Genomic DNA, 24,421 nt, shown 5'->3' with positions numbered 1-24,421 from the left:
TTATAATTTGTTTACTTGCAGTACATTGATTAACTTTTTCAACTGACCGACGAGTAATGTTGCTTCTTGTTCTGTACAAACTGCCGTTAACTCCATTTCACTTTCATTTAAATTTAATGAAGAAATATAATAACCACGCCGAGCAAAAATTCCACTTATGCGTAATAAGACATTTGGATCGTTATCGATAACTAATGAAAAAGTATGACTCATTCTTCCCACCTCTTCATAACCATTTCGTTATTCCCTTTATTTGGTGGAACCATCGGAAATACGTTTTCACCTTCTTCTACACAAAAATCAACTACGACAGGTCCTTCATGAGCAAATGCTTCTAACATCACTTGTTTCGCCTCGGTTGAATTTATCGCTCTTAATCCTTTCACTCCATAAGCTTCTGCCACTTTCACAAAATCTGGAGATCCAATTTTCGACTCTGACAATCGGTTTTCATAAAACATTTCTTGCCATTGCCTTACCATCCCTAAAAATTTATTGTTTATAATAAATACTTTTACAGGGATGTTATTTTCAGCAATTGTTTGTAGTTCTTGAATATTCATTTGAAAAGAAGCATCACCTGCAATACAAATAACGAGTTCTTCTTCTTTTGCAAGCTGAGCACCAACTGCCGCCGGGAAGCCAAATCCCATCGTTCCTAATCCACCTGATGTTAGAAAAGTCCGCGGGTTTTTCGCTTTATAAAAATGCGCAGCCCACATTTGATGCTGTCCTACTTCTGTCGTAACAATCGCTTCACCATTCGTTAATTCACTTACTAAGCTAATAACATGCTGTGGTTTTAACTCACTTTCTTTTTGAATATAGGAAAGAGGGTATTCCGCTTTCCATTCCTCGGTTTTCGTAATCCATTCATCTGTCTGTGTACAAATCGGCATATGTAACAACATGTGTAACGCTTTTTTCACATCTCCAACAACTGGATATTCCACAGTTACATTTTTATGAAACTCCGAAGGATCTATATCAATATGTACCTTTTTCGAATGCGGAGAAAAGAGTTCTAATTTTCCTGTTACACGGTCATCAAAACGAACACCTAAAGCAAGTAATAAGTCACATTCTGTTACTGCCATGTTTGCAGCATACGTTCCATGCATACCGAGCATTCCTAAAAATAATGAATCTCCCGGCGGATACGCACCTAGTCCCATTAAAGTTGACACGACTGGAATACGATTTTCTCTTGCAAATTTGATCAGTTCATCAGATCCATCTGAATGAATGACACCTCCTCCAATATAAAGAAGTGGACGTTTTGCTTTTGAAATTTCTTTCGCTACCTCTCTAAGTTTCATGCTGTCTGGTACGAGTTCTGGTTTGTACCCCGGAATATCAACTTCTTCATTAAAGAAACTGGTGACTTTTGCATTTTGAACATCTTTTGGAATATCGATTAATACTGGTCCCGGTCGTCCGCTTTTGGCGATGTAAAAAGCTTCTTGCACAATTCGTGATACATGATTTACATCACGAACTTGGTAATTATGCTTCGTAACAGGTACTGTAATTCCGACAACATCCGCTTCTTGAAATCCATCTTTACCAATTAAAGGCGTTGCAACTTGCCCTGTAATGACAACTAAAGGAATCGAATCCATATAAGCATCTGCTAAGCCCGTAACTAGATTTGTCGCCCCTGGGCCAGAGGTAGCAAAGACTACCCCGACCTTTCCAGAAGCTCTCGCATATCCTTCTGCCGCATGAATAGCAGCTTGTTCATGACGAGTTAAAATGTGCTTTAAACCACTTCCGTATAACGCATCGTACACTGGCAAAATCGCTCCGCCCGGATAACCGAAAACAGTCGTTACGCCTAAATTCTTCAAGCATTGAATAACGTGTCCAGCTCCTGTCACATCTTCACACTGTAATTTCTCATATGTTGTATACTGTTGCTCCATTTTAATTAACTCCTCTCCCTACCTACAGTAAGCTTTCCGCCAATCCTGGAACACGTACTCCTCTTTCCCTCGTTAACTTTTTAAATTCCTCTGTCAATTGTTTCGTTACACTTCCTGGTTTCCCATCTCCAATTTCTCTTGAATCAACTTTTACAACAGGAATTAATTCTGCTGCCGTTCCCGTTAAAAATACTTCATCTGCTACATATACGTCATGGCGAGTAAATGGCCTTTCCTCACATGGAATATGAAGTCGCTCACATAGCTCAATAACACTATTTCTTGTAATACCTTCTAATGCTCCTAAATAGGATGGCGGGGTTAATACTTTTCCATCTTTCACAACGAAAACATTATCTCCAGATCCTTCACAAACATATCCTTGTTGATTTAACATAAGAGCCTCTAGCACTCCTGCTTGTGCCGCTTCAATTTTTACAAGTACGTTATTTAAGTAGTTCATTGACTTAATACGTGGGTCTAAAGCATCTGGCGTATTACGTCTTGATGCAACAGATACAACGCTTAATCCATTATCGTAAAATTCCTGTGGGAATAACTTTAATTGTTCTGCAATGATAATAACGCTCGGTTTCACACAACTTCTCGGATCGAGCCCTAAGTCCCCTTTTCCTCTTGAAACAATTAACCGAATATAAGCATCTGCATACTCATTTTTTTGAAGTGTCTGTAGAACTGCTTCTTCCATTTCGTCAACCGTCAGCGGGATTGTAAGTAAAATAGATTTTGCCGATTCATATAATCGTTTTACATGTTCTTTTAAACAAAATACATTTCCACCGTAACTACGAATCCCTTCAAATACACCGTCTCCGTATAAAAAACCATGATCATATACTGAAACAACTGCCTTTTCTTTTTCTACAAATTCCCCATTCATATAAATGTACTGATTTCCCATCTCACATCGCTCCTCTTTTTTTCTCTCTATTTTTGCAATCTATTTCTATATCGATTGCTGAGATGAGTATTTTTTAACAGAATATTCAGTATATAATTCTTAAAAATATACTCGTCTCAACAATCGATTACATACATACTTGTAGCAATCCATTGCTGAGACGAGGGAATCGTGGTACCACTCAGCTTCCTTACACTTCTCACGAAATATAAGCTCTGCAAGTCCAATTAGACTTTTGTTTTTCTATCGGAAACAACTCCGCTACTTTTTACTAGTTTTCAAAAGTAGTGCTCCGAGGTGATCTTCAATGATGACATTGTTACCACCCTCACAGCATCTGGGTAGCTCTCTGAAACAATTTTTATCATTTACTCTCCTCTTCTACGCATTCTCTTATTTTTAAAAATAAAAACTCTCGCCTCAGCAATCAACTACTACAATTTAGTAGCTTTGATTGCTGAGGCGAGAGTTTCGCGTTACCACTCAGCTTCCTTATACTTCTCACGAAATATAAGCTCTGTAGGTCCAATTAGACCCCCGTCCTTTTACCGGAGACGATGCCGTCGCCCTCTACTCAGTTTCCCTTTCGCAAGCGATGCTCCGAGGTGATCTTCAATGACTCGATTGTTACTACTCTCACAGCCTTGGAGTAGCTCTCTGAAACGATCATAATCATCTACTTTCCTCTTCTTTGCATATACAACATATAAAGTTAGAAAATTCTTAATTAACTTTCATTTGTTAAACGTATTATAGGACGTTGTTCTTTTCATTGTCAACATGTTTTTTTGATTTTTTTTAATACTACATATATTTTCGAATCTTTTTTATTGCGCAATAAAACTTTTTATATAATACTATATAAAACATATATATTTAGGAGGATTACAACAATGTCCGAAAAAACATACGAACTCGCAACCTTCGCAGGCGGTTGCTTTTGGTGCATGGTAAAGCCGTTTGATGAACTTCCTGGTATTCATAAAGTACTTTCTGGCTATGCAGGTGGTCATGTAGAAAACCCAACATATGAACAAGTAAAAGCGGGTACATCTGGTCATTTAGAAGTTGTACAAATTACATTTGATCCTTCTATTTTCCCATATGAAAAATTACTGGATTTATATTGGCCGCAAATCGATCCAACTGATGATGGCGGACAATTTTTTGACCGTGGTCCATCTTATCGCACCGCTATTTTTTATCATACCGAAACGCAAAAAGAACTTGCTGAAAAATCAAAACAAACTCTTGCGGAAAGCGGTATGTTTAAAGAGCCAATCGTAACTGAAATTCGCCCGGCTGCACCTTTTTATGAGGCTGAAGAATACCATCAACATTTCTATAAAAAAAATCCAGAGAAATATGCTACTGAGCAAAAAGAATCTGGCCGTGCAGACTTTATAAAAGAAAATTGGCAAAAAAAATAATAAAAATGCATCGTACCTTTTAAGTACGATGCATTTTTATCTTTGAAAAAAGTACCATACAATGATAAAAACAACAGCTGTTAATGTCCAAAGTATTATCTCATTTTTAGTTTTATTCTTTTTATTAGTCATTTTATTTTCTCCTTATAGCTATTTAACATATTCAAGATTTCCTTTGTTTCATTGTCCACCTTATATACGTGAATACATCCTTACAAATTCTTATAACAAGACCACCAACGATTCCGATTGTAATTGAAATTACTAACATCTGTACAAAACTAAGAGTAGTTGTGTACGTTATGTAGATAACAATACATATAAGTAAAACATCCGGTAAAGAAAGTAAAAACTTTTTAAACATTTCTTTAGCTCTCCTATGTTTTATTTATAAATTATATCTTTTAAAAAAGAAATCTATTACCGTTTCTTAAATAAAAAACCTCCAGTTTAAGCACTAGAGGTTTTCCATTTTATTTCTTCAATCTCTCAATAAAATCCTGTAATTTATCAAGTGATTTCATATTCTGATTACAGGCCACGGCATCTTTGCAAATATAGTTTCCCTTTTTCACGAAAGTTCCTGGTATATCACCTTTAATTTCAACTAAAAACATCCCTACCTCTTCATGTCCGTGACATAAAGAACAAATGCTCTTTTTATTTAAACTTTGAAACGTTCCTTGCAGACCAACAAATTTATTTTTATCATTTTTCGCTATAATAAATTTCCTGCTTGACCCTTTATCAATCCAGCTTAAATAAGATATTTCTTTCATATCTATTTCTTCCATATCAGGCAGTTTTAACTTTTTCGCTTTAGGAAATAGTTTTTTTAATGTTTGCGCTGTAACTTCCTGAAACGGAATGACATACGGATTTATTTTCATTAAAAACGATTCTGCATCTTCTCTATTTTGAACTGTTAATACCGTATCGATTAACTCTTTCTGCTCATCCGTTAAATTCTCAAATACATGTATTATTTTTTCAATCGCTAATGATTTTAACGCTTGAATGACACCTCTATCATTTGCCGTTGCGTGCCCATTCGCTAAAATATAAGCTTGTGATTTTATAAAATTATATTGATCACTTCTAATAAAAGCTTCCATCTTTATCACTCCATACAAATTGTTGATCTAATCTTATTGTATACAATGATTTAGCTTTTTGGTATGTAAAAGATAACTTAGAAACGAATATTACATACATCGATTATATTTTACCGCTCCATTTCCTGACAAAAGAAGCCATCATCTGTTTTCCATTCCGCATATAACACGTCTTCAAATTTAGTAATTCCTTTTTGCTTTATTTGCTTATACAGCCATCCTTCATCAAAGCCCGCTTCTCTCAAATTATCTTTCACTACTTTTCCATCGCTAATTAATGAAATTGGTAAGTATACAGGCTTATGTTTTAAACTTAAATCATTTATAGTGGGAGATTCGTATTTACTTTTTTTCAGAACACTTATATTTCCGTTAGGTTCTAATATCATATATTCAACTTCTCGGATTGAAAATATATCTTTTTGTTGCCTAAGCATTTGTTGTAATTGGTTAATGTCCAAATGATTTACACTTAATTGTTCACGATCAATCTTTCCATTACGAATAATAATGGAAGGATATCCTTCAAAAAACCTTCTTGTTCCTCTTATTTTTTGCGTTATCACTTCTATTGTATAAATTAAAATTACCCATACAAATACTGAATATAAAATAGACCACACTTTAATTTTAGGATCATATATTGAATTTCCAACGAGCTCACCAAGAACAATAGCAGAAATAAAATCAAATGGCGTCAGCTGAGATATTTGTGTTTTCCCTAATATTTTTGTAGCAATTAATAGAACAAAGAAACCAATTAAAAGCTCTATCGTTATTTGTCCAATATGATTCATATATGTTCACCTTTCTGCTTTTCACTCAAATGTTCTATTTAGTAAAAAAACGACATATTTTTCTATTATCTTTCCCATTCATAAGCTATATATCCAATAGATACAAAGCAAAAAAGAGTCTAGTTCAAAATAATATTTGAACTAGACTCTTTTTTTCATTTAGAATACACAATCTTTTTAATCGTTTCTCCGGAAAGAAAATACTCTTCTGCAAGTTGATGAATAGCAATTCCACTTTTAAACGCTTCTTTAATGGCTTTGTTTCTTTCATCTAACTGTTTTCTTCCTCCAGATCGTGTTCCCCATTTATAATGTTTCGTTTCTTGTTTTGGAATGTAAATTGTTTCACCTTGTATATACTTTTGAATTTCAGTAATTAAACTCTCTGGTAAAACTGCCTTAGCTTTTACGTATTTCATTTCTGCTCGCCCCTTATTTTTTATGGTTCATTTCAATAAGGTGCAAAGCCAAATACAAAAAATGATACAAGCTCATTTTGGCGATGAATTGTATATTACTTGTCTACCTCACGCAAAGTATCGCCATTTCCATACTTGGCTTTGCATGAGACGCTGCAGTGTCTGGCAATTGAATTATAATCGCCATGTAAACACCTCCTAATATACCTTTTTCATTACATTATATGATAAATTCCTTCCCCTTGCATCCACATCCTTTTTAAAGCATGAAATTACTTAGTTTGATATAATACTTTTTAGTCCAATCAAAAACTATAGTGAGGTTGCGTTATGAAGAAGAAAAAAATCATTACAATCGTTACAATATTCATTACTACTGTAGCATTATTCGGAACATACAAATTGATGAATGCAAGAAGCTTTCAATTATTTGGAGATTTAACAAATCGAGTAGAAACAAATGAAAAGGTGATTGCTTTAACTTTTGATGATGGCCCTACTAACAATGTAAAACAAATATTACCGCTACTAGATACATACAATGCAAAAGCTACTTTCTTTTTAATTGGAAATGAATTAGAGAAAAACCTATCGTTAGGAAAATCTATCGTACAATCTGGACACCAAGTTGGAAACCATACATATTCTCATAACAGAATGGTTTTTAAAACACCTTCTTTTATTAAAGAAGAAATAGAAAAAACGAATGCATTAATCCGCCAAACAGGATTTACAGGCGCCATTGATTTTAGACCACCTAACGGGAAAAAGCTAATTGGTCTGCCCTATTATTTAAATAAAAACAATATCGAAACAATCACCTGGGACCTTGAACCTGATACTTTTTATAAATCTGCTGCTGATAAAATTGAATATGTTAATAAAAATGTAAAACCAGGTTCTATCATTTTACTGCACTCTATGTATGATGAGTCTAATGAAAGTTTACAGACCATTGAAGGTATTTTAGACTCTTTATCTAAGAAGGGCTATCAGTTCGTAACAGTAAACGAACTACAAAAAAGAACAAAGTAAGAAAGGTAGCGTATCATACAATGATACGCTACCTTTTTGTTTAAATAATGCCAAGTACATTTAAGAATACGATAATAATCGCAATTGGTGCGATAAAGCGAAGTAAGAATAACCATAATACGAATAATTTATAGCCTTTATTTTTACTTACACCAAGCTCTTTCATTAATACATCTTTCTTCATTTTTAAAGGAACAAAGATAGAAACTAATAAAACACCAAGTGGCATTAATACGTTACTAACTGCATAATCCGCTAAATCAAAGACTGTCTTTCCGAAAATCTTCAGATCGCTTAATATACCAAATGACAATGCTGATGGTACTCCTACAACGAAGATTAATAAACCTACGATTAAAGCCATTTTTTCACGTTTCCCTTTACCTTTTGCAGTTAAAGATGCCACGCTAATTTCTAACATCGAAATCGCTGATGTAATAGTAGCAAAGAAGAATAGTAGTAAGAAAACGATGAAGAAGAATTTTCCGAATGCCATTTTACTAAAAATAGCTGGCAGTACGATAAATAATAGTCCCGGTCCTTGAGATGGTTCCATTCCAAATGCGAACACTACTGGGAAAATTGCAAGTCCTGCAAGTAATGTAATCACAAGCGTTAAAGCTACGATAGAAAATGCTGAACGCGGTAAACTTTCCTCTTTCGGTAAGTATGAGCTATACGTTACCATTACTGCTACTCCGACTGATAGTGAGAAGAACGATTGTCCCATTGCATATAAAATAACTTCTGATGTTACATGTGAGAAATCAGGTTGTAAGAAGAAACGAACCCCTTCTCCTGCACCATCTAACGTAAGTGCACGAACGATTAATACAAAGAATAAAACGAATAGTGCTGGCATGAAATATTTATTTACTTTTTCAACACCATTTTGTACACCTTTACTTACGATAAAAATAGTAATAAGGATGAATAATAGCTGTGATCCTACTGCTAAATACGGATTGGAAATGATTTCACCAAACGTAGCTTCGTATGCGCCATTTCCTTCCCATAGTCTACCTGTAATTGCATTCCATAAATATAATAAAATCCAGCCTCCTACAACACTGTAGAAAGAAAGTAATATGAAACATGTTACAATCCCTAATTTCCCTAACCATGGCCATAATGTTTTTGGTGCGATTTCTCTATACGCATCAACAGCCTCTTTTTGTGTACTTCTTCCGATAACGAATTCAGCTAATAATAGCGGTAAACCAATTAATAATGTGAAACCGATGAAAATAAGGAAGAACGCGCCGCCCCCTCCAATTCCGGCCATATACGGGAACTTCCAAATAGCCCCTAGACCAATTGCTGAACCTGCCGCAGCTAATACGAAACCTAATTTCGATGTCCATTGCTGTGAATTCATCTGTTAATCTCCTCTCTGTCTCTTTTTCTTTGTTACAATTCGGTATTTATATTGTTCTATCGATACTCTTTTCTAATACGTTCACTTCCTCCCTAGTAATAAAAAACGCCCCTACGTAAATACGTAGGGACGACAAAAATATCGCGGTACCACCCTAGTTATGAAGATACACCAAAGTTAGGACCTAAATAAAAAACGCCCCTACGCAAATACGTAGGGACGATAAAATATCGCGGTACCACCCTAGTTATGAAGCCACAACAAAGTAAGACCTAAATAAAAAACGTCCCTACGTAAATACGTAGGGACGATAAATATCGCGGTACCACCCTAGTTGTGAAACAATCTTCACCACTTTATTTGATAACGGTATAAACTACCGTCTTTCATTTCCTCATAATGTGAGATTTATGAAAGATGCTCCAGGACGAACTTCATGAATAATCTATATACTGATTCACACCAACCATCAGCTCTCTGTAATAGGGAGATATTCACTACTATACCCTTTCATTGCCCAAATATTATTTTCCGAATTGATTACTATCATTTTTATCACACATTAAAAATAGTGTCAACTTATATTTTGAATTTTTACGTATTACATTCTATTTGAAAATGTAAAATATGACTTTTAAGTGAATAATATTAGAATATTTATGTTCCATACTATATTAACTACTCTAACAGGTTTATAGTAATATACGATAAACGTAAGACAGCACGAGTAGGAGGAAAGAATTTTGTCTACTTCAAAAGTTTTAAAAGGAACTGCTTTATTAAGCGGCGCGACAATGATTTCACGTATATTAGGTTTTATATACTTCTTCCCTTTTCAACTATTAGTTGGAACGCAAGGGGTCGCTTTATATGGATATGCATACTCTTGGTACGGTATTTTATTAAGCTTTTCAACTGCCGGTATCCCTATTGCCGTTTCCAAATTCGTTGCAAAGCATAATGCGCTTGGTGATTATAGTACAAGCAAAAAATTATACAACTCTAGCGTAAAATTAATGTTGTTTATGGGATTTTTAGGGTTTTTAGTTTTATTTATTGGAGCACCATACATATCACAATTTATTATTCGCTCGAAAACGCCAGATCCACAATTTATCTCTGACGTAACACTTACGATGCGAGCATTAAGTTTTGCACTTATTATCGTACCAGCTATGAGTGTGACACGTGGTTATTTCCAAGGTTTTCAACATATGAAACCAAGTGCTGTTTCTCAAGTCGTGGAACAAATTGCACGTGTTGTTTTCATTTTAGTTGGTAGCTTTATCGTCTCAAAACTATTAGGAGGTTCCGTAGCCTCTTCTGTTGCAGTTGCTACGTTTGGAGCTGTTATCGGAGCACTTGCAAGTGTCTCTATTTTAATGATGTACTGGAAAAAATATAATGGGTTAAAACCTCCCGAAGGTGAATTAAAATCAAGAACATCCCATATCCCATTAAAAAATATTTATATAGAATTACTTCGCTATGCAATCCCAATTGTATTTGTCGGCATCGCAATTCCACTCTACACGTTAGTAGATCAATATACTGTAGCTGATGTCCTTAGAGCGATGGGAGAGCCGTTAGAAACAGCAAATGCAGTTTTCGCTTATATAACGAACTATGCCCAAAAGTTAATTATGATTCCAGCTTCACTTGCAACTGGATTCTCCTTAACGATCATTCCGGCTATAACGAAATCTTATACAAGCGGGAAATTAGAAGAATTACAAGAACAAATTTCAAAGATATTTCAAGTCTTGTTATTCTTCACGATCCCGGCTGCCTTTGGTCTTGCTAGTATCGCTTACGATGCATTCCGTATGGTTTATGTAAATCCTGAAATTGCACTTGGTGGATCACAATATTTAATTTCATTTGCACCGTCTGCTATATTAAGTGCGATTTTCACAGTTTCAGCAGCTATTTTACAAGGAATCGATTATCAAAGAAAAACAATGATTGCATTCTCAGCCGGGATTCTCGTTAAAGTTGTAGTAAATACACCGCTCTTACATTTATTTGGCGGACACGGTGCTGTACTTGGAACAATTCTTGGATACCTCGTTTCAAATATTATTATGTTATACTGCATCGTTAAGTTTGCGAAATTCAAAATTGACGAAACAGCAAAAACAGTATTTCTTATTACAATTTACTCAGCAGCAATGTCTGCTGTTGTGATGGCATTAAAAGCAATTTTAACATGGTTAATTCCTGGACAATCTTATATCGAATCACTTCTCATTGTTGTTATATGCGGCTTTGCAGGAGGGATTGTTTACCTTTTATTCGTATTAACAAGTGGACTTGCTTCACATATTCTCGGTGATAGAATTCAACGCTTACCTATACTGGGGAAATTAGTAAAATAAAAAACAAAGAGATGTAACAAGGGTTACATCTCTTTGTTTTTTATTTCGCATATTGAATACGCTTTTGCTGTTCAGCAATATGTAATTCCGGAGCATGGTGTTCTACTAACTGTAATAGCTCCTCGATTAACACTTCTAACTCCTGTACACTATACTCCGGTTTCCCTATTAACGCATTCGCCATACGCTTATATAAGTTTTCAGGCTTAATACTCATTCGGTCCACATTATTCGGCATCCATTTAAAGGCAGGGTGATGCACATACATTCGGTTTAAGCCAAATAAGACCCCAAATATATTCCTCTGTGCTTCACAAATAACATCATATAACATAAGCCAATCTTTTCGTTTTAAAAGCGCCTCTCGATTATGCCAGCGATTGCTTAACCAAAGATTTTCTGAAATCATCCGTTTCGCTAGGTCTTCTGGATATGCCACCACTCTATCTTTTAATTCATGTACTTTCTCTTCTCCATACAAACTAACACCATCATGAACGGATGATACGATACATTGTTTTTCATAACTTATATCATATTGATCCACTACATCCGAAATAACTTTCTCTACTGTTTCTGTTAAAAAGTTACTAATCTCTAATTTAATTCCTTCTTTCGTCAAATACGTTTCCGACCATTCTTCTTCCTCGTAAGGATGATATGACAAAATTGTTCCACCAATGTAGTTAATAGGCTCTTTACGATCCTCATCCTCTGGCGGTATTGACCATAAAATATGTAATTCTATATCTGAATGTTCATCTTCTAACTTTCTAGCTACTGAGCCTGCTAAAATAATAGCCTGCACTTTTGGGTTCTTCCTATAAATCTCTGACATTTCTATTGCTTTCTCTTTTAATCTCACTTCATTTCCCCCTATAATTGCATTACAGCCTTACTTTATTTATTTCGATATTACACATTGTATTTCCTTTTCAAAGTTCCACTACATCATATTTCTATCCAATAACGCTGAACAATTTCACTTGTATGAGAAGAAGCCACTTCATCTTCTAACACACCGCCAACCTTTTGAATCGTTTTAGCAGAGCCGACATTCGATTTATCACAAGTTATTAACACTTTCTTCAATCCTAATTTTTGCGCTTCACCTAATGCGAGTTTCAATTGTTTTGTCGCGTAACCTTGGCGACGTTTATCCGGATGTACACTATATCCAATATGACCACTTTCCCGCAATAATTCTTCGTTTAATCGATGTCTAATATTCACAAAACCTATAAGTTCCCCTTTTTCAAAGCTTAAAAATTGGCTAGATGGTACTCGATTACCTTGTAATTTTTCTCCCACTTCTTGTATATTCACTTTTTCAAACCATTCATCGAGAGAATCAAAATTTTGTAAAGAACTACTGCCGTGTGGTTGTTCATCAGCATGTAAAAACGCATCGCGATACTCCGTAATTTGTTTGCTATATTCATATGTTGGTTTTAATAGTTTCATTGTGCTTCTCCTCTCTAAATAACCTACAACAAACCCCTTAATAGCTCTCTTTCACCATTAAGGGGTTTCTATCATTTTCATTCAAATAATCCCATACTCAAATAACGCTCACCTGTATCAGGTGCAATACATAAAACTTTTTTACCAGCGCCTAATCGTTTTGCAATCATAATCGCTGCGTAAACAGAAGCACCAGAAGACGGCCCAACTAATAACCCCTCTTGTCTAGCTAAGTTTCTCATTGTCGTTAAAGCCTCTTCGTCTGCAATTTGAATAATTTCGTTATACACTTCCGTATTTAAGTTTTTCGGGATAAACCCTGGACTTGTTCCTACTAGTTTATGAGGACCCGGAACACCTCCTGATAAAACAGGAGATCCTTTCGGTTCTACTACTGCAACATATAAATTTGGTAGTTTCTCTTTTAACGTTTCACCAGTCCCAGTAATCGTTCCGCCAGTTCCTGCCGTTGCTACGAATGCATCAAGCTCTCCATCCATTTGTTCATAAATTTCAAGTGCAGTTGTATAACGATGAATATTTGGATTTGCTGGATTTTCAAATTGTTGCGGAATAAAACTATTTGGAATTTGCTTTTGCAATTCTAACGCCTTCGCAATTGCTCCTGGCATTCTTTGTTCTGCCGGTGTTAAAACTACTTCTGCTCCGTATGCTTTTAATAAATTTATACGCTCTTTTGACATATTATCTGGCATAATTAAAATCGCTTTATATCCTTTTGCGGCTGCATTCATTGCTAAGCCTATTCCTGTATTTCCACTTGTCGGTTCAATAATTGTATCTCCTGGTTTGATGAGACCATTTTCTTCTGCAACGTGCAGTAAATTATAAGCAGCACGGTCTTTTACACTGCGCGATGGATTAAACATTTCTAGTTTTACATACACATCTGCTGCGTCTTCTGGAATAAATTTAGATAATCGGACGACAGGTGTATCTCCTATTAATTCTGTTACATTTTCACATAATTTCATAGTGCATCTCCTATTCTATCGTTTTCTTATCACTTGGTAATAACCATGAAGTAAGTCCAATTAATGGTAGACAACTACATAGTAACATAATGAATTGTAGACTATATATATCAGCCAATTTCCCAAGGACTACAGATCCTAAAGCGCCGAGTCCAAACGCAAGCCCTACAATTAATCCAGATACCATTCCTACTTTTCCAGGAACAAGCTCTTGCGCATAAACAACAATTACACTAAAACTACTTGAACTAATAAAACCGATACATAAAAATAACGGTACGACCCACACGAGCGAAACATGTGGTAATAGCAAGGCAAGTGGCGCTGAACCTAGCATTGAAAATACAATAATTGTTTTCTTTCCAAATCGATCTGCTAACGGTCCACCGAAGAAAGTTCCTAATACACCAGCAATCATAAATGCGAATACGAAATACTGGGCATTTTTTATAGATAAACCGTAATGCTCAATTAAGTAAAATTGATAAAAATTCCCGATACCAGCACCGTACCAAGATCGTACAAAAGTAAGAAAAACAAGAAGTAAAATAACAAATTTAATATGTGTGCTGACAATCGCATTTTCCGCCTCAAGCGCAGCCCTCTTTTTTCTTCTCACAGCACCAGTCGCTAATTCATTTCTATACCAATTTGATACGAAAATTAATAGCACTATTCCTACCGCTGCAAAGGCTGTAAAACCTAAAGAACCAATTTGACCGAGTGGAACGAAAATTAATGCTGTAAAAATAGGAGCTAGAGAATTCCCTGTATTTCCTCCCACTTGATAAATTGCTTGCGCTAAACCTCGCTTTGCACCAGCTGCCATATAAGCAACTCGAGCCCCTTCTGGATGAAAGACTGCAGAACCCAATCCGATAAATAAAACAGAAATAATAACAATAATAAAGTTCGGTGCAAACGCGAGTCCAATCATCCCAAGCATACTCGAAAACATTCCGAGCGGTAATAAAAATGGTGACGGTTTCTTATCCGAATACATACCAAAAACCGGTTGCATAATCGATGATGTCATATTTAACGCAAACGCAATCCACCCTACTTGCATATAGGATAAATTCATCGTTTTTTCCAAAATAGGAAACAACGCGGGCACAACTGCTTGCATCGAATCATTTAAAAAATGACCGAAACTAATCGCAAATAATATTCGATATATTGTCGGTGTTTCTACTGTGTTTTTTTGCGAAACTGCCTGCATATGTGAATCTCTCCTTTCTGTACAAAATATATATTTATTACAGTAGGTGTAATAAATTCTGACTTTTGAAACATTTCTATTCTATACTGGTTTCATTTCTTTTTCCAGAAATATCACTTTTTAAATAATATATTTTCTCTATATGTTTTATCGGATTTATTTATAGAAATTTTCTATATTTTCTTTTATACTAAGGCAGAGATGAAGGAAAGGATGACAACTATGAAGAAAAAAACAAAGGGAATCGTTGCACTCTCAATCACATTATCTATATTTTTAACAGCATGTGGTCAAAAACAAGAGGCAACAACTACTGGAGAAAAGAAAAAAGAATCTTCAAAACAATTATTAAACATTGTAGAAGCTGGGGAAATTTCTACACTTGATTCATCTATCGCAACCGATGGGTTTTCTTACGCTGCTTTAAACAACGTAATGGAAGGATTATATATGCCTGGGCCTGACAATAAACCTGTTCCTGCAGCAGCTGAATCATACAAACTGAGCGAAGACGGAAAAACATATACATTTACATTACACGATTCAAAATGGTCAAATGGCGATCCAGTAACTGCTCATGATTTTGAATATGCATGGAAACATGCCGTAAATCCAGAAACTGCTTCTGAATACGCACATATTATGTTCGATATTAAAAACGCAGAAAAAATAAATAAAAAAGAATTGCCAATTGACTCATTTGGTGTAAAAGCAATTGACGATAAAACATTAGAAGTACAGTTAGAACACCCTGTTCCATACTTTTTAGGTTTAATGGGATTTGCAACATTTTATCCTCAAAACAAAAAGGTTGTAGAAGCACAAGGGAAAAATTACGGACTTGAAGCTGCAAATGTAGTTTATAACGGACCTTTCCAATTAAGTGAATGGAAACATGATACAAGTTATAAAATGACAAAAAACCCGAACTACTGGGATAATAAAAATGTGAAATTAAATGAAATTAATGTAAATATCGTAAAAGATACTTCAACAGCTGTTAATTTATTTGAAAGTAAACAAGTAGACCGAATTACGATTAATTCAGAGTTTGTTGATAAATATCAAAAAGATCCGAGCTTAAAGAAGATGGAACGTCCTTCTGTAACGTTTTTCCGATTTAGTCAAAAGAACCCTTTATTAGCAAACAAAAATGCTCGTAAAGCTATTTCGCTTGCTTTTGATAAACAAGGAATCGCAACAACGATTTTAAACAATGGTTCTATACCTGCGAATGCATTCGTTCCAAAAGGATTCGTAAAAGGACCTGACAATAAAGATTTTCGCAGTACAAGTCATGTAAAAGTAGAAACAAATGTGAAAGAAGCTAAAACACTATGGGAAACTGCGAAAAAAGAAACAAATTTACAAAACGCTTCTCTTTCAATCATAACAACTGATGAATCTAACGATAAAAAAATTAGTGAGTTTTTAAAAGGTGAACTGGAGAAAAACTTACCTGGATTAAAAATCACATTACAACCACTTCCAGTAAAAGCATTTTTAGATCGTGAAGGAAATGGTGATTTTGAAATTTCACTTTCTACATGGGGACCAGATTATCCTGATCCTACAACATTTTTAAATATGTTCGTCACAGACGGACCGTTTAATAAGATGAGTTACTCAAACAAACAATACGACGAATTAATTGAGAAAACGAGCTCTACTTTAGTAACTGACTTACCAGCACGTTGGAAAGCGTTCCAAGATGCAGAGAAAATCTTACTTGAAGATGATGCAGCTATCGCTCCAATCTTCCAATCAGGACTTGTATATTTAGAACGTCCAACAGTAAAAGGTGTTGTTGTTCGTCCATTTGCAGGAATTTATTCTTATAAGTGGGCCTCTATTACGGAATAAGAAAAAGGCGATCCTAAAACATATTAGGATCGCCTTCTTTATTAAATTGCAAAACGCTTATACTTTTCGTAATCGCTCGTCTTACATTCCACTTCTAGTTTCGTACCTTCGTTTTCATAACTCGTAGATAGAACGTGCGCATGAGTATTGAAATAAGAAACTACCTGCCCTTGATCATACGGAATTAACATTTCACACTTCGTATACTCTTTATAAATGTGTGAGCGAATCATTTCGACAAGCTCTTTTATTCCAACATGTTTCTTCGCCGATAAATAAACACGGTCTTCTTGTACTTTCGGAATTTCAACATCTACCATATCTGATTTGTTATAAGCATAGATTGTTGGAATATTTTCTACTCCAATTTTCTTTAACGTTTCATTTGTAATATCAATTAACTGTTCATAATTCGGATTTGCATAATCTACAACGTGAATAAGTAAGTCTGCTTCCGCTACTTCTTCTAACGTTGAACGGAATGCTTTCACAAGATGATGTGGTAATTTACTTACAAATCCAACTGTATCTGTTAATAAGAATGATTTATTATCTGGTAAATCAATATTTCGCACCGATGTTTCTAACGTCGCGAATAACATATCTTTTTCAAATACTTGTTTTTCTTCTGTCCCATTATAAATTTCAAGCATCGCATTCATCGTCGTTGATTTTCCTGCGTTCGTATAACCTACTAATGCTACAACAGGAATTTCATTTTTCTTACGTTGCTTTCGCTGCGTTTGACGCTGCGCAACAAGAGCTTCTAAATCTTTATTTAAAACTGAAATTTGTTCTTCAATTTTACGACGATCCAACTCTAATTTCTTCTCACCGACACCTTTATTTTTCGTACCAACACCGCCGCTCTGTCTTCCTAACGACTCACGAAGACCAATTAAACGAGGCATCATATACTGAAGGTGGGCCACCTCTACTTGCAACTGCGCTTCTTTCGTTTTCGCACGTTGCGCAAAAATGTCTAAAATTAATATGGTACGGTCAATTACTTTACAATCTAAATCTGCTTCTAAATTTCGAATTTGAGAAGGCGATAATTCGTCATTAAAGATGACCATATTCGCACCTACTTCATTTACATAGGCTGCTACTTCTTCAATCTTTCCTTTTCCAATATAATGGGATGGATTTACACGTTGTAAATTTTGCGTCACTTGTCCAATTACCTCTACATCACAAGCTTCTGCAAGATTCGTTAGCTCTTCCATCGAATATGCAAAATCATCCTCATTACCTAAATTTACTCCAACTAAAACTGCTCTTTGTAATAATTCTTCCATATATTTATTCCTCCATTTCGATTACGTAAAATAAAAAACACAGGTCGCTGCCTGTGTTTTCGTAAACGGATAAGGGTTCACCAAAGAAATAGAAGAAAGTTGTGCTTTCATCCTATCTCATAGTCAAAAAGTCCCAAAATCATATACGTATCCACAATAAGTGTTCACCTATACGATACCATTCTATTTATAAAGGCAAAACAAAAAGAGGGCGTATTCGTCCCTCCCTCTTTTTCACATATAAGCTTAATAAAGGGTTCCTTTAAAATAGGCAGACCAATCCCGTTCACTCTGTACACAGACAGAGCCTTTGAGCGCTATTCAATTATTGGCACAAAGTATTGAGACGTAATCTGATTAAGATCAAAGGAAGCCCCTCCGTTCATTTTAAGTTACATAAAGTGTAGCATAAGTAATTCGCTTTCACAAGGTTAAACCACCTATAGAAACAGAAAGAAAATCTTTATATATTTACTTTAATCGTCATTTTTTGCGAGTTTTTCTCACAACAAAAACAATGATTAATAATAGACAAATGGAAATGATAGCAACTTGCCACCAACTGAAACCGCTCACCATCTCCCCTTTTAAATCCACTTTCTTCGTCGGAGCAACACCCTTAGCAATATGACTTAAAGTATTTCTCTCTATCTCTGCCTCATCTAATCTCTTCGTACCACTACAACTATGTATGTATAATTGTTTTTCCGGTCCTCTTTGAGAAGAAAATACTAAGTACTCTCCCCCCTCTACAAAGTGAAACACACAATCACCACCATCTGTATATACGATGATTTGCGTAAAATTTGTCCCTTTCCAAATTTTCTTCACTTCAAATAACACTTCAATTTCACCCTCTTCTTTCCTTCCAATCTCAATTACTTTTCCCTCAAACACTACATCATTTTTTTGAAGTGCCTCTTCTGCTGATACGTTAATACAATCACAAGCATAAGATTTCTCTGAAAAAATAATAAGAATAAAGCTACAAGTAATGACAACAGGCAACATGCGTAAAATTGTTTTCAAGGAGCTCAACTCACTTCATTATCAATTTTAGAAACTTCTCGTATATTATTTTTACAACACTCGCTAAATTCCTTCATAGTAAGCTAAGTCGTTCAATACACTAAAAATCTATATTGACATTTTTATAACCTGATATTAGTATCAGGTTATAAAATAAAGTTAGGAGCTGTTCCTATGAATTCTAAATCCCGTATTACTGCAATTGGCACTCATGTTCCAAATCAAATATTATCTAATAATGATTTAGAAAAAATGATCGATACGAATGATGAATGGATTGTACAAAGAACAGGAATGAAGGAAAGAAGAATCGCTAGCGAAGATGAATACTCCTCAAACTTAGCCATTAAAGCAGTTGAAAATTTATGTACAACATATAAGAAAAACTTAGAAGATGTCGACTGTATCATTGTCGCTACTACTACTGCTGATTACGTTTTCCCTAGTGTTGCTTGCCAAATACAACAATACCTCAACATACCTCATACAATGGCATTTGATTTAAATGCCACTTGCGCTGGTTTCACATATGGCTTGCACGTCGGTAATAGCTTGATTACTTCTGGATCACATAAAAAAGTACTTGTCGTAGCGACAGAGACATTATCAAAAGTTACTGATTACACCGATAGAACGACCTGCATTTTATTTGGCGATGGTGCTGGAGCTATTTTATTAGAAAGAGATGAAAACAAACCAAGCTTTATCGCGTATCATATGGGCACAAATGGGCACGGCGGTATTCATCTATATAGAACAAACTTATCTACTACTATGAATGACACCCCACTGCAAACAAATGAAAAAATCGTTCAAAATGGAAGAGAAGTATATAAATGGGCAACACGTACGGTGCCAGCAGGTATAAAAGAACTATTACATACTGCAAATATGCAAATAGATGATATAGACTGGCTCATTCCTCATAGCGCTAACTTACGCATGATTGAATCTATTTGTGAAAAATCTCAAATTCCAATACAAAAAACATTAACGAGCGTGGAATATATGGGGAATACATCTTCTGTCTCTATTCCACTCGCTCTAGATTTAGCTAGAAAAGAAGGGAAATTAAATAACGGAGACACACTTTTACTGTACGGATTTGGTGGTGGTCTTACGCATTTAGGTCTTATTGTGGAGTGGGATTTAAGTTAAATGCATGAAAAAGAGGTTCTAGTCAATAACTAGAACCTCTTCTTTAATTTCTTTCTCCTTTTTGAGACCATATCACAACAGGAATCAGCATGAAAGCTAACACTCCTCCAGCTAATGACAATGCCGCATAACTTGAATTCGCTACTACCATTCCTGACATCGCTCCACCAGAAGCTCCAGCTAACGCAATAAACACATCTATCTTCCCTTGTGTTTTTGCACGTGTGGAAGGTATAGTTGCATCAACAATTTGAGCAGTACCACTGATTAAACCGAGGTTCCACCCTAATCCAAGTAAAGACAAAGCAACGATTAATAGTATTAAAGAATCACTTGGCGCTATCGCAGCTATGACACCTGCTGCTAATAAGATTACTCCACCAGCTATACTCATCGTAGTTCTGCCAATTTTATCAATTAACATTCCTGTAACGAGAGATGGAAGATACATTGCACCTACATGAAAACCAATTACAAGACCTACTGCACTTAAAGCATGACCATGGTGTCCCATATGAACTGGCGTCATTGTCATAATTGCAACCATCACGATTTGTGTAAGTATCATTACGATAGCTCCAACCGTAATGCCTCTTTTATTTTCTTTCGCTTCTTCTGTTACTGCTTGCCCTTTATATGTATGCTCTTGTTTATATGTTTCTATCATATTAGCAATAAGTAACGGATCTGGACGTAGCATAACAAAAAGGACAAGACCCGCCAGTATAAACGCTGCCGCTGATAATATGAATGGGCCAGCAAGTTCAGGAATTCCAATTGAATGAGCAAACCTTCCCATTACACCTACTAAATTTGGACCTGCGACTGCACCAAAAGTCGTCATTACCATCGTAATACTAATGGCAGTTGCCCTTTGCTTCTTGTCTGCTAGATCTGTACCTGCATAACGAGCTTGTAAATTCGTAGCTGTACCTGCACCGTATATGAGTAAAGAAACTAGTAAAAAAATAATACTATTTGTTATTGCTGCCAATACAACTCCAATAGCCCCTAGTCCACCTACTATAAAACCCGCTGCAAGCCCTACGCGGCGACCATACTTTTGCGATAACTTCCCGACAAAGAAAGCCGCTATCGCAGATCCCATTGTAAACATAGCAGCCGGTAAACCTGCAAATGCATCTGTCCCAAGCATTTGCTGCGCAAGAAGTGCACCTACTGTAATGCCAGCAGCTAAACCTGCTCCGCCAAACATTTGTGAAATGCTTACGATTATTAATGTTCTTTTGTATAATTTTTGTTGTTCTTCTTCTGTATACATTCGATTACTTTTTAAAGCCCCCGCCCTATCTAACAATTCCTCATCCTCCCTTTAAAATTAAACCCTCTTGTTAATGTACTATGTTTAACGTTACATATTCAATGCCATTTTCCATTCTTCTCTTTCATTCTAAAAAACTTTCTAACCAAACTCGACTTCTCTCATGCTATATTAAAAATACTACCATTCACAATATGTAATCGGAAAACAAAAACAGGCTGCTATTAGCCTGTTTTCTTTACACTTCCTCTACTACTCTTCCACTTTTCTTTTTACTCAAAGCCTTTCTTTCCGAAAATAACAAACTTACTAAAGCACAAATTAAAATAATTGGCACACTTGCTTTATATAAATCTGTAAAACTCATAGCCATCTGATTCTTAGCATAATGATTCACATCATTCGAAAATGCTAGTACTTCTTTCTTTACACTTTCTTCTTGTTTTTTAACTTCATTTGTCACTTGACTCATAACTTCTTCTCTTTTTACATCTCTATATTCTACTGGAACTTCTCTTAATACTTCATCCACTTTTTGGTGAATTAATTCGTCTTTTTTTTCTTTATTTAACCCTACAAATGTTTCATTTTGATGCTTTTCTACATTTGTTTCTATACTTTGATTCTCTATTTTTTCCTTTGTTACTTGTAATATCTCCGCTTGCTCGGCACTACTCACATGAATATTATGAACTTTTTCTTCTGCATAACGATATACATTCTCTTTATTTACAGTTAAGTTGTGAGTTAAGTTAGATACAAATATTGCGACCGCTAAAACAATACCTACTTGCCGCAACATTGACACGACACTTTGAGAAGCAGTTAATAATTCCCCTTCAAACGAAGAAGCACTTAAAACTGTAATTGGACCTACTACTAAACCATACCCAACACCCAATATCATACATGGAATAATAATTTCTATATTTGTTGAATTAACATCAATCATTTGCAACCAATAATAAGATAAGCCCATAACAAGAAAGCCTGATAAAATAATAGTTACTTTTCCGAGTTTTTTAATTAAAGTTGCTGCAACTGGTGAAACAAAAAATATCATTGCTGAAATGGGTGTCACTAAAAAAGCTGCTTCAATTTCCGTTCGCCCCTGTATTTTCGTCAAGAACGTTGGAAGTAAAACAGTAACTCCAATTAAAAATAAATTACTTAATATGACAACGATAGATGCTCCGACAAACATTCGATCTTGAAATAACTTTAAATTCACCATTGGATTATGACTCCTTCGTTCTACTAGAACAAATAGAACAAGAGAAATAGTGCTAAGTGCATAACAAAACAATGCAATCTTACTTTGCCATCCCCATGTATTTCCTTTTACTAATATGAGAGTCAAAGAAAAAATTGCTGTGCTACTTAATAGTAGTCCTACCCAATCTATTTTTGAGATAATACGTTCTTCATTCTTTATTTGTAGCATAATACAGCATAAAATGATTCCAAGAATACAAATTGGAACATTTACGAAGAACACCCATCTCCAACCGAAATTTTGTGTAATAATCCCACCTATTACTGGACCCATCACCGCTGATAATCCTTGTGTTACTCCTAAAATTGCTAGTGCAACATGCCTCTTAGCTAACGGCATAGCTGATACACCAATTACCATACTAGTTGGAAATAAAATTGCTGCCCCTACACTTTGTATAAAGCGAGAAAAGATAAGAAAATCCCCCGTATTAGCAAAAGCGCACAGTACTGACCCGCCACCAAAAATCACCAGACCAAGAATATACATCTTTGCTTTTCCAAAGATATCAGCTATCCGCCCTAGCGGGATAGCAAGTACTGCTATTGTCATTGTATAAACATTTAATACCCAAGACATTTTTTCCAATGAAGTATTTACACTCGTTTGTATCGCTGGTAAAGCTATATTCATAATTGTCGTATCAATCATACAAAGAAATATACCTAAGCACATTAAAAATACAATCTTAATACCCTTTGATTGTTCCATGTTCTTCTACCCCTTTATTTATTATGAACGTTTTTTCACTCTTCCATTTTATTGTGTTCTTTTGCTTCTAGTTGCTCTAGTTTTCTTTTCAAAGTCTCTACTTGAGCACTATACGATGCAATTCCTACATCAAGTGAAATTTCCTCAACAAAAGTAATACCTTCTCTCCACTTTTCATATTTCAGACGTAGATCCGCAATGTATGCTTCTTTCCTTTCAATTTCATCCTTAATCCATTTTTTTATCGCCTGACCATCGCTGTAATTACCGAAATACATCCTCATTAAAAAATCTGAACGTAAAACATCTTTCTCTACATCCGTTTGCATGTATTGATAAAACTCTTCACGCCCTGCATCTGTAATAAAGTACATTTTCTTATTCGGTTTCCCTTCTTGCATAACAACTTCTTTTTTTATTTTCCCCTCTTTTTCCAACTGACGTAACGTTGGATAGATCATCCCAAAACTTCCATCAAAGAAATGAGTAAATACATCTTCAAACACAATTTTAATATCATAACCAGACAATTCTTTTCCCATTAATAAACCTAAAACAACATCTCTTCCTTTCAAAATAAGACCCCCCACATAGTATATAATCAATAATCATATTAACATTGTTAATATGATTATTGATTATATACCTTATTCTGTTATTTGTAAAATGTTTCTAAATTAAAAATACCCTGTAAATTTGTTGTTCAAAATTACAGGGTATC

The 24,421-nt window shown here is 35.2% G+C and carries 22 protein-coding genes and 3 other annotated features; of the genes, 5 read left to right on the top strand and 17 right to left on the bottom strand.

Annotation, left to right across the window (positions count from 1 at the left end; all coding sequences use genetic code 11):
• Genes EGX95_RS07805 through ilvE form a run of 3 tightly spaced genes read right to left on the bottom strand, consistent with a single transcriptional unit; the run spans position 1 to position 2,847 of the window.
• Positions 1–213 (bottom strand): ACT domain-containing protein, encoded by a 213-nt coding sequence (locus tag EGX95_RS07805; RefSeq protein ID WP_000019906.1) that lies wholly within the window; start codon positions 211–213, stop codon positions 1–3.
• A complete protein-coding gene (gene ilvB / locus EGX95_RS07800) occupies positions 210–1,925 on the bottom strand; it encodes an acetolactate synthase large subunit (RefSeq protein ID WP_123805481.1) in 1,716 nt (571 codons plus the stop codon). The genes EGX95_RS07805 and ilvB overlap by 4 nt, the downstream gene beginning before the upstream one ends.
• Positions 1,926–1,947: 22 nt before the next feature.
• Complete coding sequence (gene ilvE, locus EGX95_RS07795) at positions 1,948–2,847, bottom strand: branched-chain-amino-acid transaminase (RefSeq protein ID WP_000528129.1); 900 nt, start codon at positions 2,845–2,847, stop codon at positions 1,948–1,950.
• 153 nt (positions 2,848–3,000) lie between these two features.
• Positions 3,001–3,240, bottom strand: a binding site (T-box leader).
• A 62-nt stretch (positions 3,241–3,302) separates the two neighbouring features.
• Positions 3,303–3,548 (bottom strand) — a binding site (T-box leader).
• A 192-nt stretch (positions 3,549–3,740) separates the two neighbouring features.
• Here ilvE and msrA point away from each other — a divergent pair.
• A complete protein-coding gene (gene msrA, locus EGX95_RS07790) occupies positions 3,741–4,277 on the top strand; it encodes a peptide-methionine (S)-S-oxide reductase MsrA (protein ID WP_001291872.1) in 537 nt (178 codons plus the stop codon).
• A gap of 163 nt (positions 4,278–4,440) precedes the next feature.
• Here msrA and EGX95_RS07785 read toward each other — a convergent pair whose 3' ends face one another.
• The 4 genes from EGX95_RS07785 to EGX95_RS07770 form a co-directional block, all read right to left on the bottom strand.
• On the bottom strand, positions 4,441–4,641 hold the full coding sequence (locus EGX95_RS07785) for a hypothetical protein (protein ID WP_000473064.1): 201 nt from the start codon (positions 4,639–4,641) through the stop codon (positions 4,441–4,443).
• Between the two features lie 109 nt (positions 4,642–4,750).
• Entirely contained in the window at positions 4,751–5,392 is a 642-nt protein-coding gene (locus EGX95_RS07780) for a FusB/FusC family EF-G-binding protein (RefSeq protein WP_000387063.1), read from the bottom strand.
• Between the two features lie 110 nt (positions 5,393–5,502).
• Positions 5,503–6,189 carry a DUF421 domain-containing protein gene (locus EGX95_RS07775; RefSeq protein WP_001015532.1) on the bottom strand — a complete coding sequence of 229 codons (687 nt, stop codon included), beginning with the start codon at positions 6,187–6,189 and terminating at the stop codon, positions 5,503–5,505.
• A gap of 155 nt (positions 6,190–6,344) precedes the next feature.
• Positions 6,345–6,608, bottom strand: a complete 264-nt coding sequence (locus tag EGX95_RS07770; protein WP_000878319.1) for a CD3324 family protein — start codon at positions 6,606–6,608, stop codon at positions 6,345–6,347.
• 330 nt (positions 6,609–6,938) lie between these two features.
• Between EGX95_RS07770 and EGX95_RS07765 the strand changes: the two genes are divergently transcribed.
• Positions 6,939–7,643 (top strand): polysaccharide deacetylase family protein, encoded by a 705-nt coding sequence (locus tag EGX95_RS07765; protein ID WP_000727403.1) that lies wholly within the window; start codon positions 6,939–6,941, stop codon positions 7,641–7,643.
• A gap of 40 nt (positions 7,644–7,683) precedes the next feature.
• Here EGX95_RS07765 and EGX95_RS07760 read toward each other — a convergent pair whose 3' ends face one another.
• Complete coding sequence (locus EGX95_RS07760; RefSeq protein WP_001088182.1) at positions 7,684–9,021, bottom strand: sodium-dependent transporter; 1,338 nt, start codon at positions 9,019–9,021, stop codon at positions 7,684–7,686.
• 300 nt (positions 9,022–9,321) lie between these two features.
• Positions 9,322–9,544: a binding site (T-box leader), on the bottom strand.
• Positions 9,545–9,764: 220 nt separating this feature from the next.
• Between EGX95_RS07760 and EGX95_RS07755 the strand changes: the two genes are divergently transcribed.
• Entirely contained in the window at positions 9,765–11,399 is a 1,635-nt protein-coding gene (locus EGX95_RS07755; RefSeq protein WP_000107891.1) for a putative polysaccharide biosynthesis protein, read from the top strand.
• Between the two features lie 40 nt (positions 11,400–11,439).
• On the opposite strand, the gene EGX95_RS07750 is transcribed toward EGX95_RS07755, so the two are convergent.
• The 4 genes from EGX95_RS07750 to EGX95_RS07735 form a co-directional block, all read right to left on the bottom strand.
• Positions 11,440–12,264: a DUF4037 domain-containing protein gene (locus EGX95_RS07750; protein ID WP_001237271.1), complete on the bottom strand. Its 825-nt coding sequence runs from the start codon at positions 12,262–12,264 to the stop codon at positions 11,440–11,442.
• Positions 12,265–12,350: 86 nt separating this feature from the next.
• Positions 12,351–12,863 carry a GNAT family N-acetyltransferase gene (locus EGX95_RS07745; RefSeq protein ID WP_000771321.1) on the bottom strand — a complete coding sequence of 171 codons (513 nt, stop codon included), beginning with the start codon at positions 12,861–12,863 and terminating at the stop codon, positions 12,351–12,353.
• 77 nt (positions 12,864–12,940) lie between these two features.
• Positions 12,941–13,858, bottom strand: a complete 918-nt coding sequence (cysK, locus tag EGX95_RS07740) for a cysteine synthase A (protein WP_000762275.1) — start codon at positions 13,856–13,858, stop codon at positions 12,941–12,943.
• A 10-nt stretch (positions 13,859–13,868) separates the two neighbouring features.
• Positions 13,869–15,080, bottom strand: coding sequence for an MFS transporter (locus EGX95_RS07735; RefSeq protein ID WP_001149422.1), 1,212 nt, complete (start codon positions 15,078–15,080; stop codon positions 13,869–13,871).
• Positions 15,081–15,302: 222 nt separating this feature from the next.
• Between EGX95_RS07735 and EGX95_RS07730 the strand changes: the two genes are divergently transcribed.
• Positions 15,303–16,943: a peptide ABC transporter substrate-binding protein gene (locus EGX95_RS07730; protein WP_063246783.1), complete on the top strand. Its 1,641-nt coding sequence runs from the start codon at positions 15,303–15,305 to the stop codon at positions 16,941–16,943.
• A gap of 41 nt (positions 16,944–16,984) precedes the next feature.
• On the opposite strand, the gene hflX is transcribed toward EGX95_RS07730, so the two are convergent.
• Together hflX and EGX95_RS07720 are read right to left on the bottom strand one after the other, a co-directional pair.
• The gene (gene hflX, locus EGX95_RS07725) at positions 16,985–18,244 is read right to left on the bottom strand and encodes a GTPase HflX (protein ID WP_000391886.1); all 1,260 of its coding nucleotides are present in this window, start codon (positions 18,242–18,244) and stop codon (positions 16,985–16,987) included.
• 483 nt (positions 18,245–18,727) lie between these two features.
• Positions 18,728–19,273 (bottom strand): hypothetical protein, encoded by a 546-nt coding sequence (locus EGX95_RS07720; protein WP_000849230.1) that lies wholly within the window; start codon positions 19,271–19,273, stop codon positions 18,728–18,730.
• Positions 19,274–19,447: 174 nt separating this feature from the next.
• On the opposite strand from EGX95_RS07720, the gene EGX95_RS07715 reads away from it, so the two are divergent.
• Positions 19,448–20,431, top strand: a complete 984-nt coding sequence (locus tag EGX95_RS07715) for a ketoacyl-ACP synthase III (RefSeq protein ID WP_001086322.1) — start codon at positions 19,448–19,450, stop codon at positions 20,429–20,431.
• A 43-nt stretch (positions 20,432–20,474) separates the two neighbouring features.
• On the opposite strand, the gene EGX95_RS07710 is transcribed toward EGX95_RS07715, so the two are convergent.
• From EGX95_RS07710 to EGX95_RS07700, 3 genes are all read right to left on the bottom strand, one after another.
• Entirely contained in the window at positions 20,475–21,749 is a 1,275-nt protein-coding gene (locus EGX95_RS07710; protein WP_000886934.1) for an MFS transporter, read from the bottom strand.
• 202 nt (positions 21,750–21,951) lie between these two features.
• Positions 21,952–23,700: an MFS transporter gene (locus tag EGX95_RS07705; RefSeq protein WP_000438138.1), complete on the bottom strand. Its 1,749-nt coding sequence runs from the start codon at positions 23,698–23,700 to the stop codon at positions 21,952–21,954.
• Positions 23,701–23,735: 35 nt separating this feature from the next.
• Positions 23,736–24,275: a PadR family transcriptional regulator gene (locus tag EGX95_RS07700; RefSeq protein WP_000678338.1), complete on the bottom strand. Its 540-nt coding sequence runs from the start codon at positions 24,273–24,275 to the stop codon at positions 23,736–23,738.
• Positions 24,276–24,421 lie beyond the last annotated feature (146 nt).

The organism is Bacillus sp. FDAARGOS_527 (assembly GCF_003812125.1).
Classification (GTDB): Bacteria; Bacillota; Bacilli; order Bacillales; family Bacillaceae_G; genus Bacillus_A; species Bacillus_A paranthracis.
Note: the sequence above shows the minus strand (reverse complement) of the source record. Positions and strands in the feature narration are given on the sequence as shown.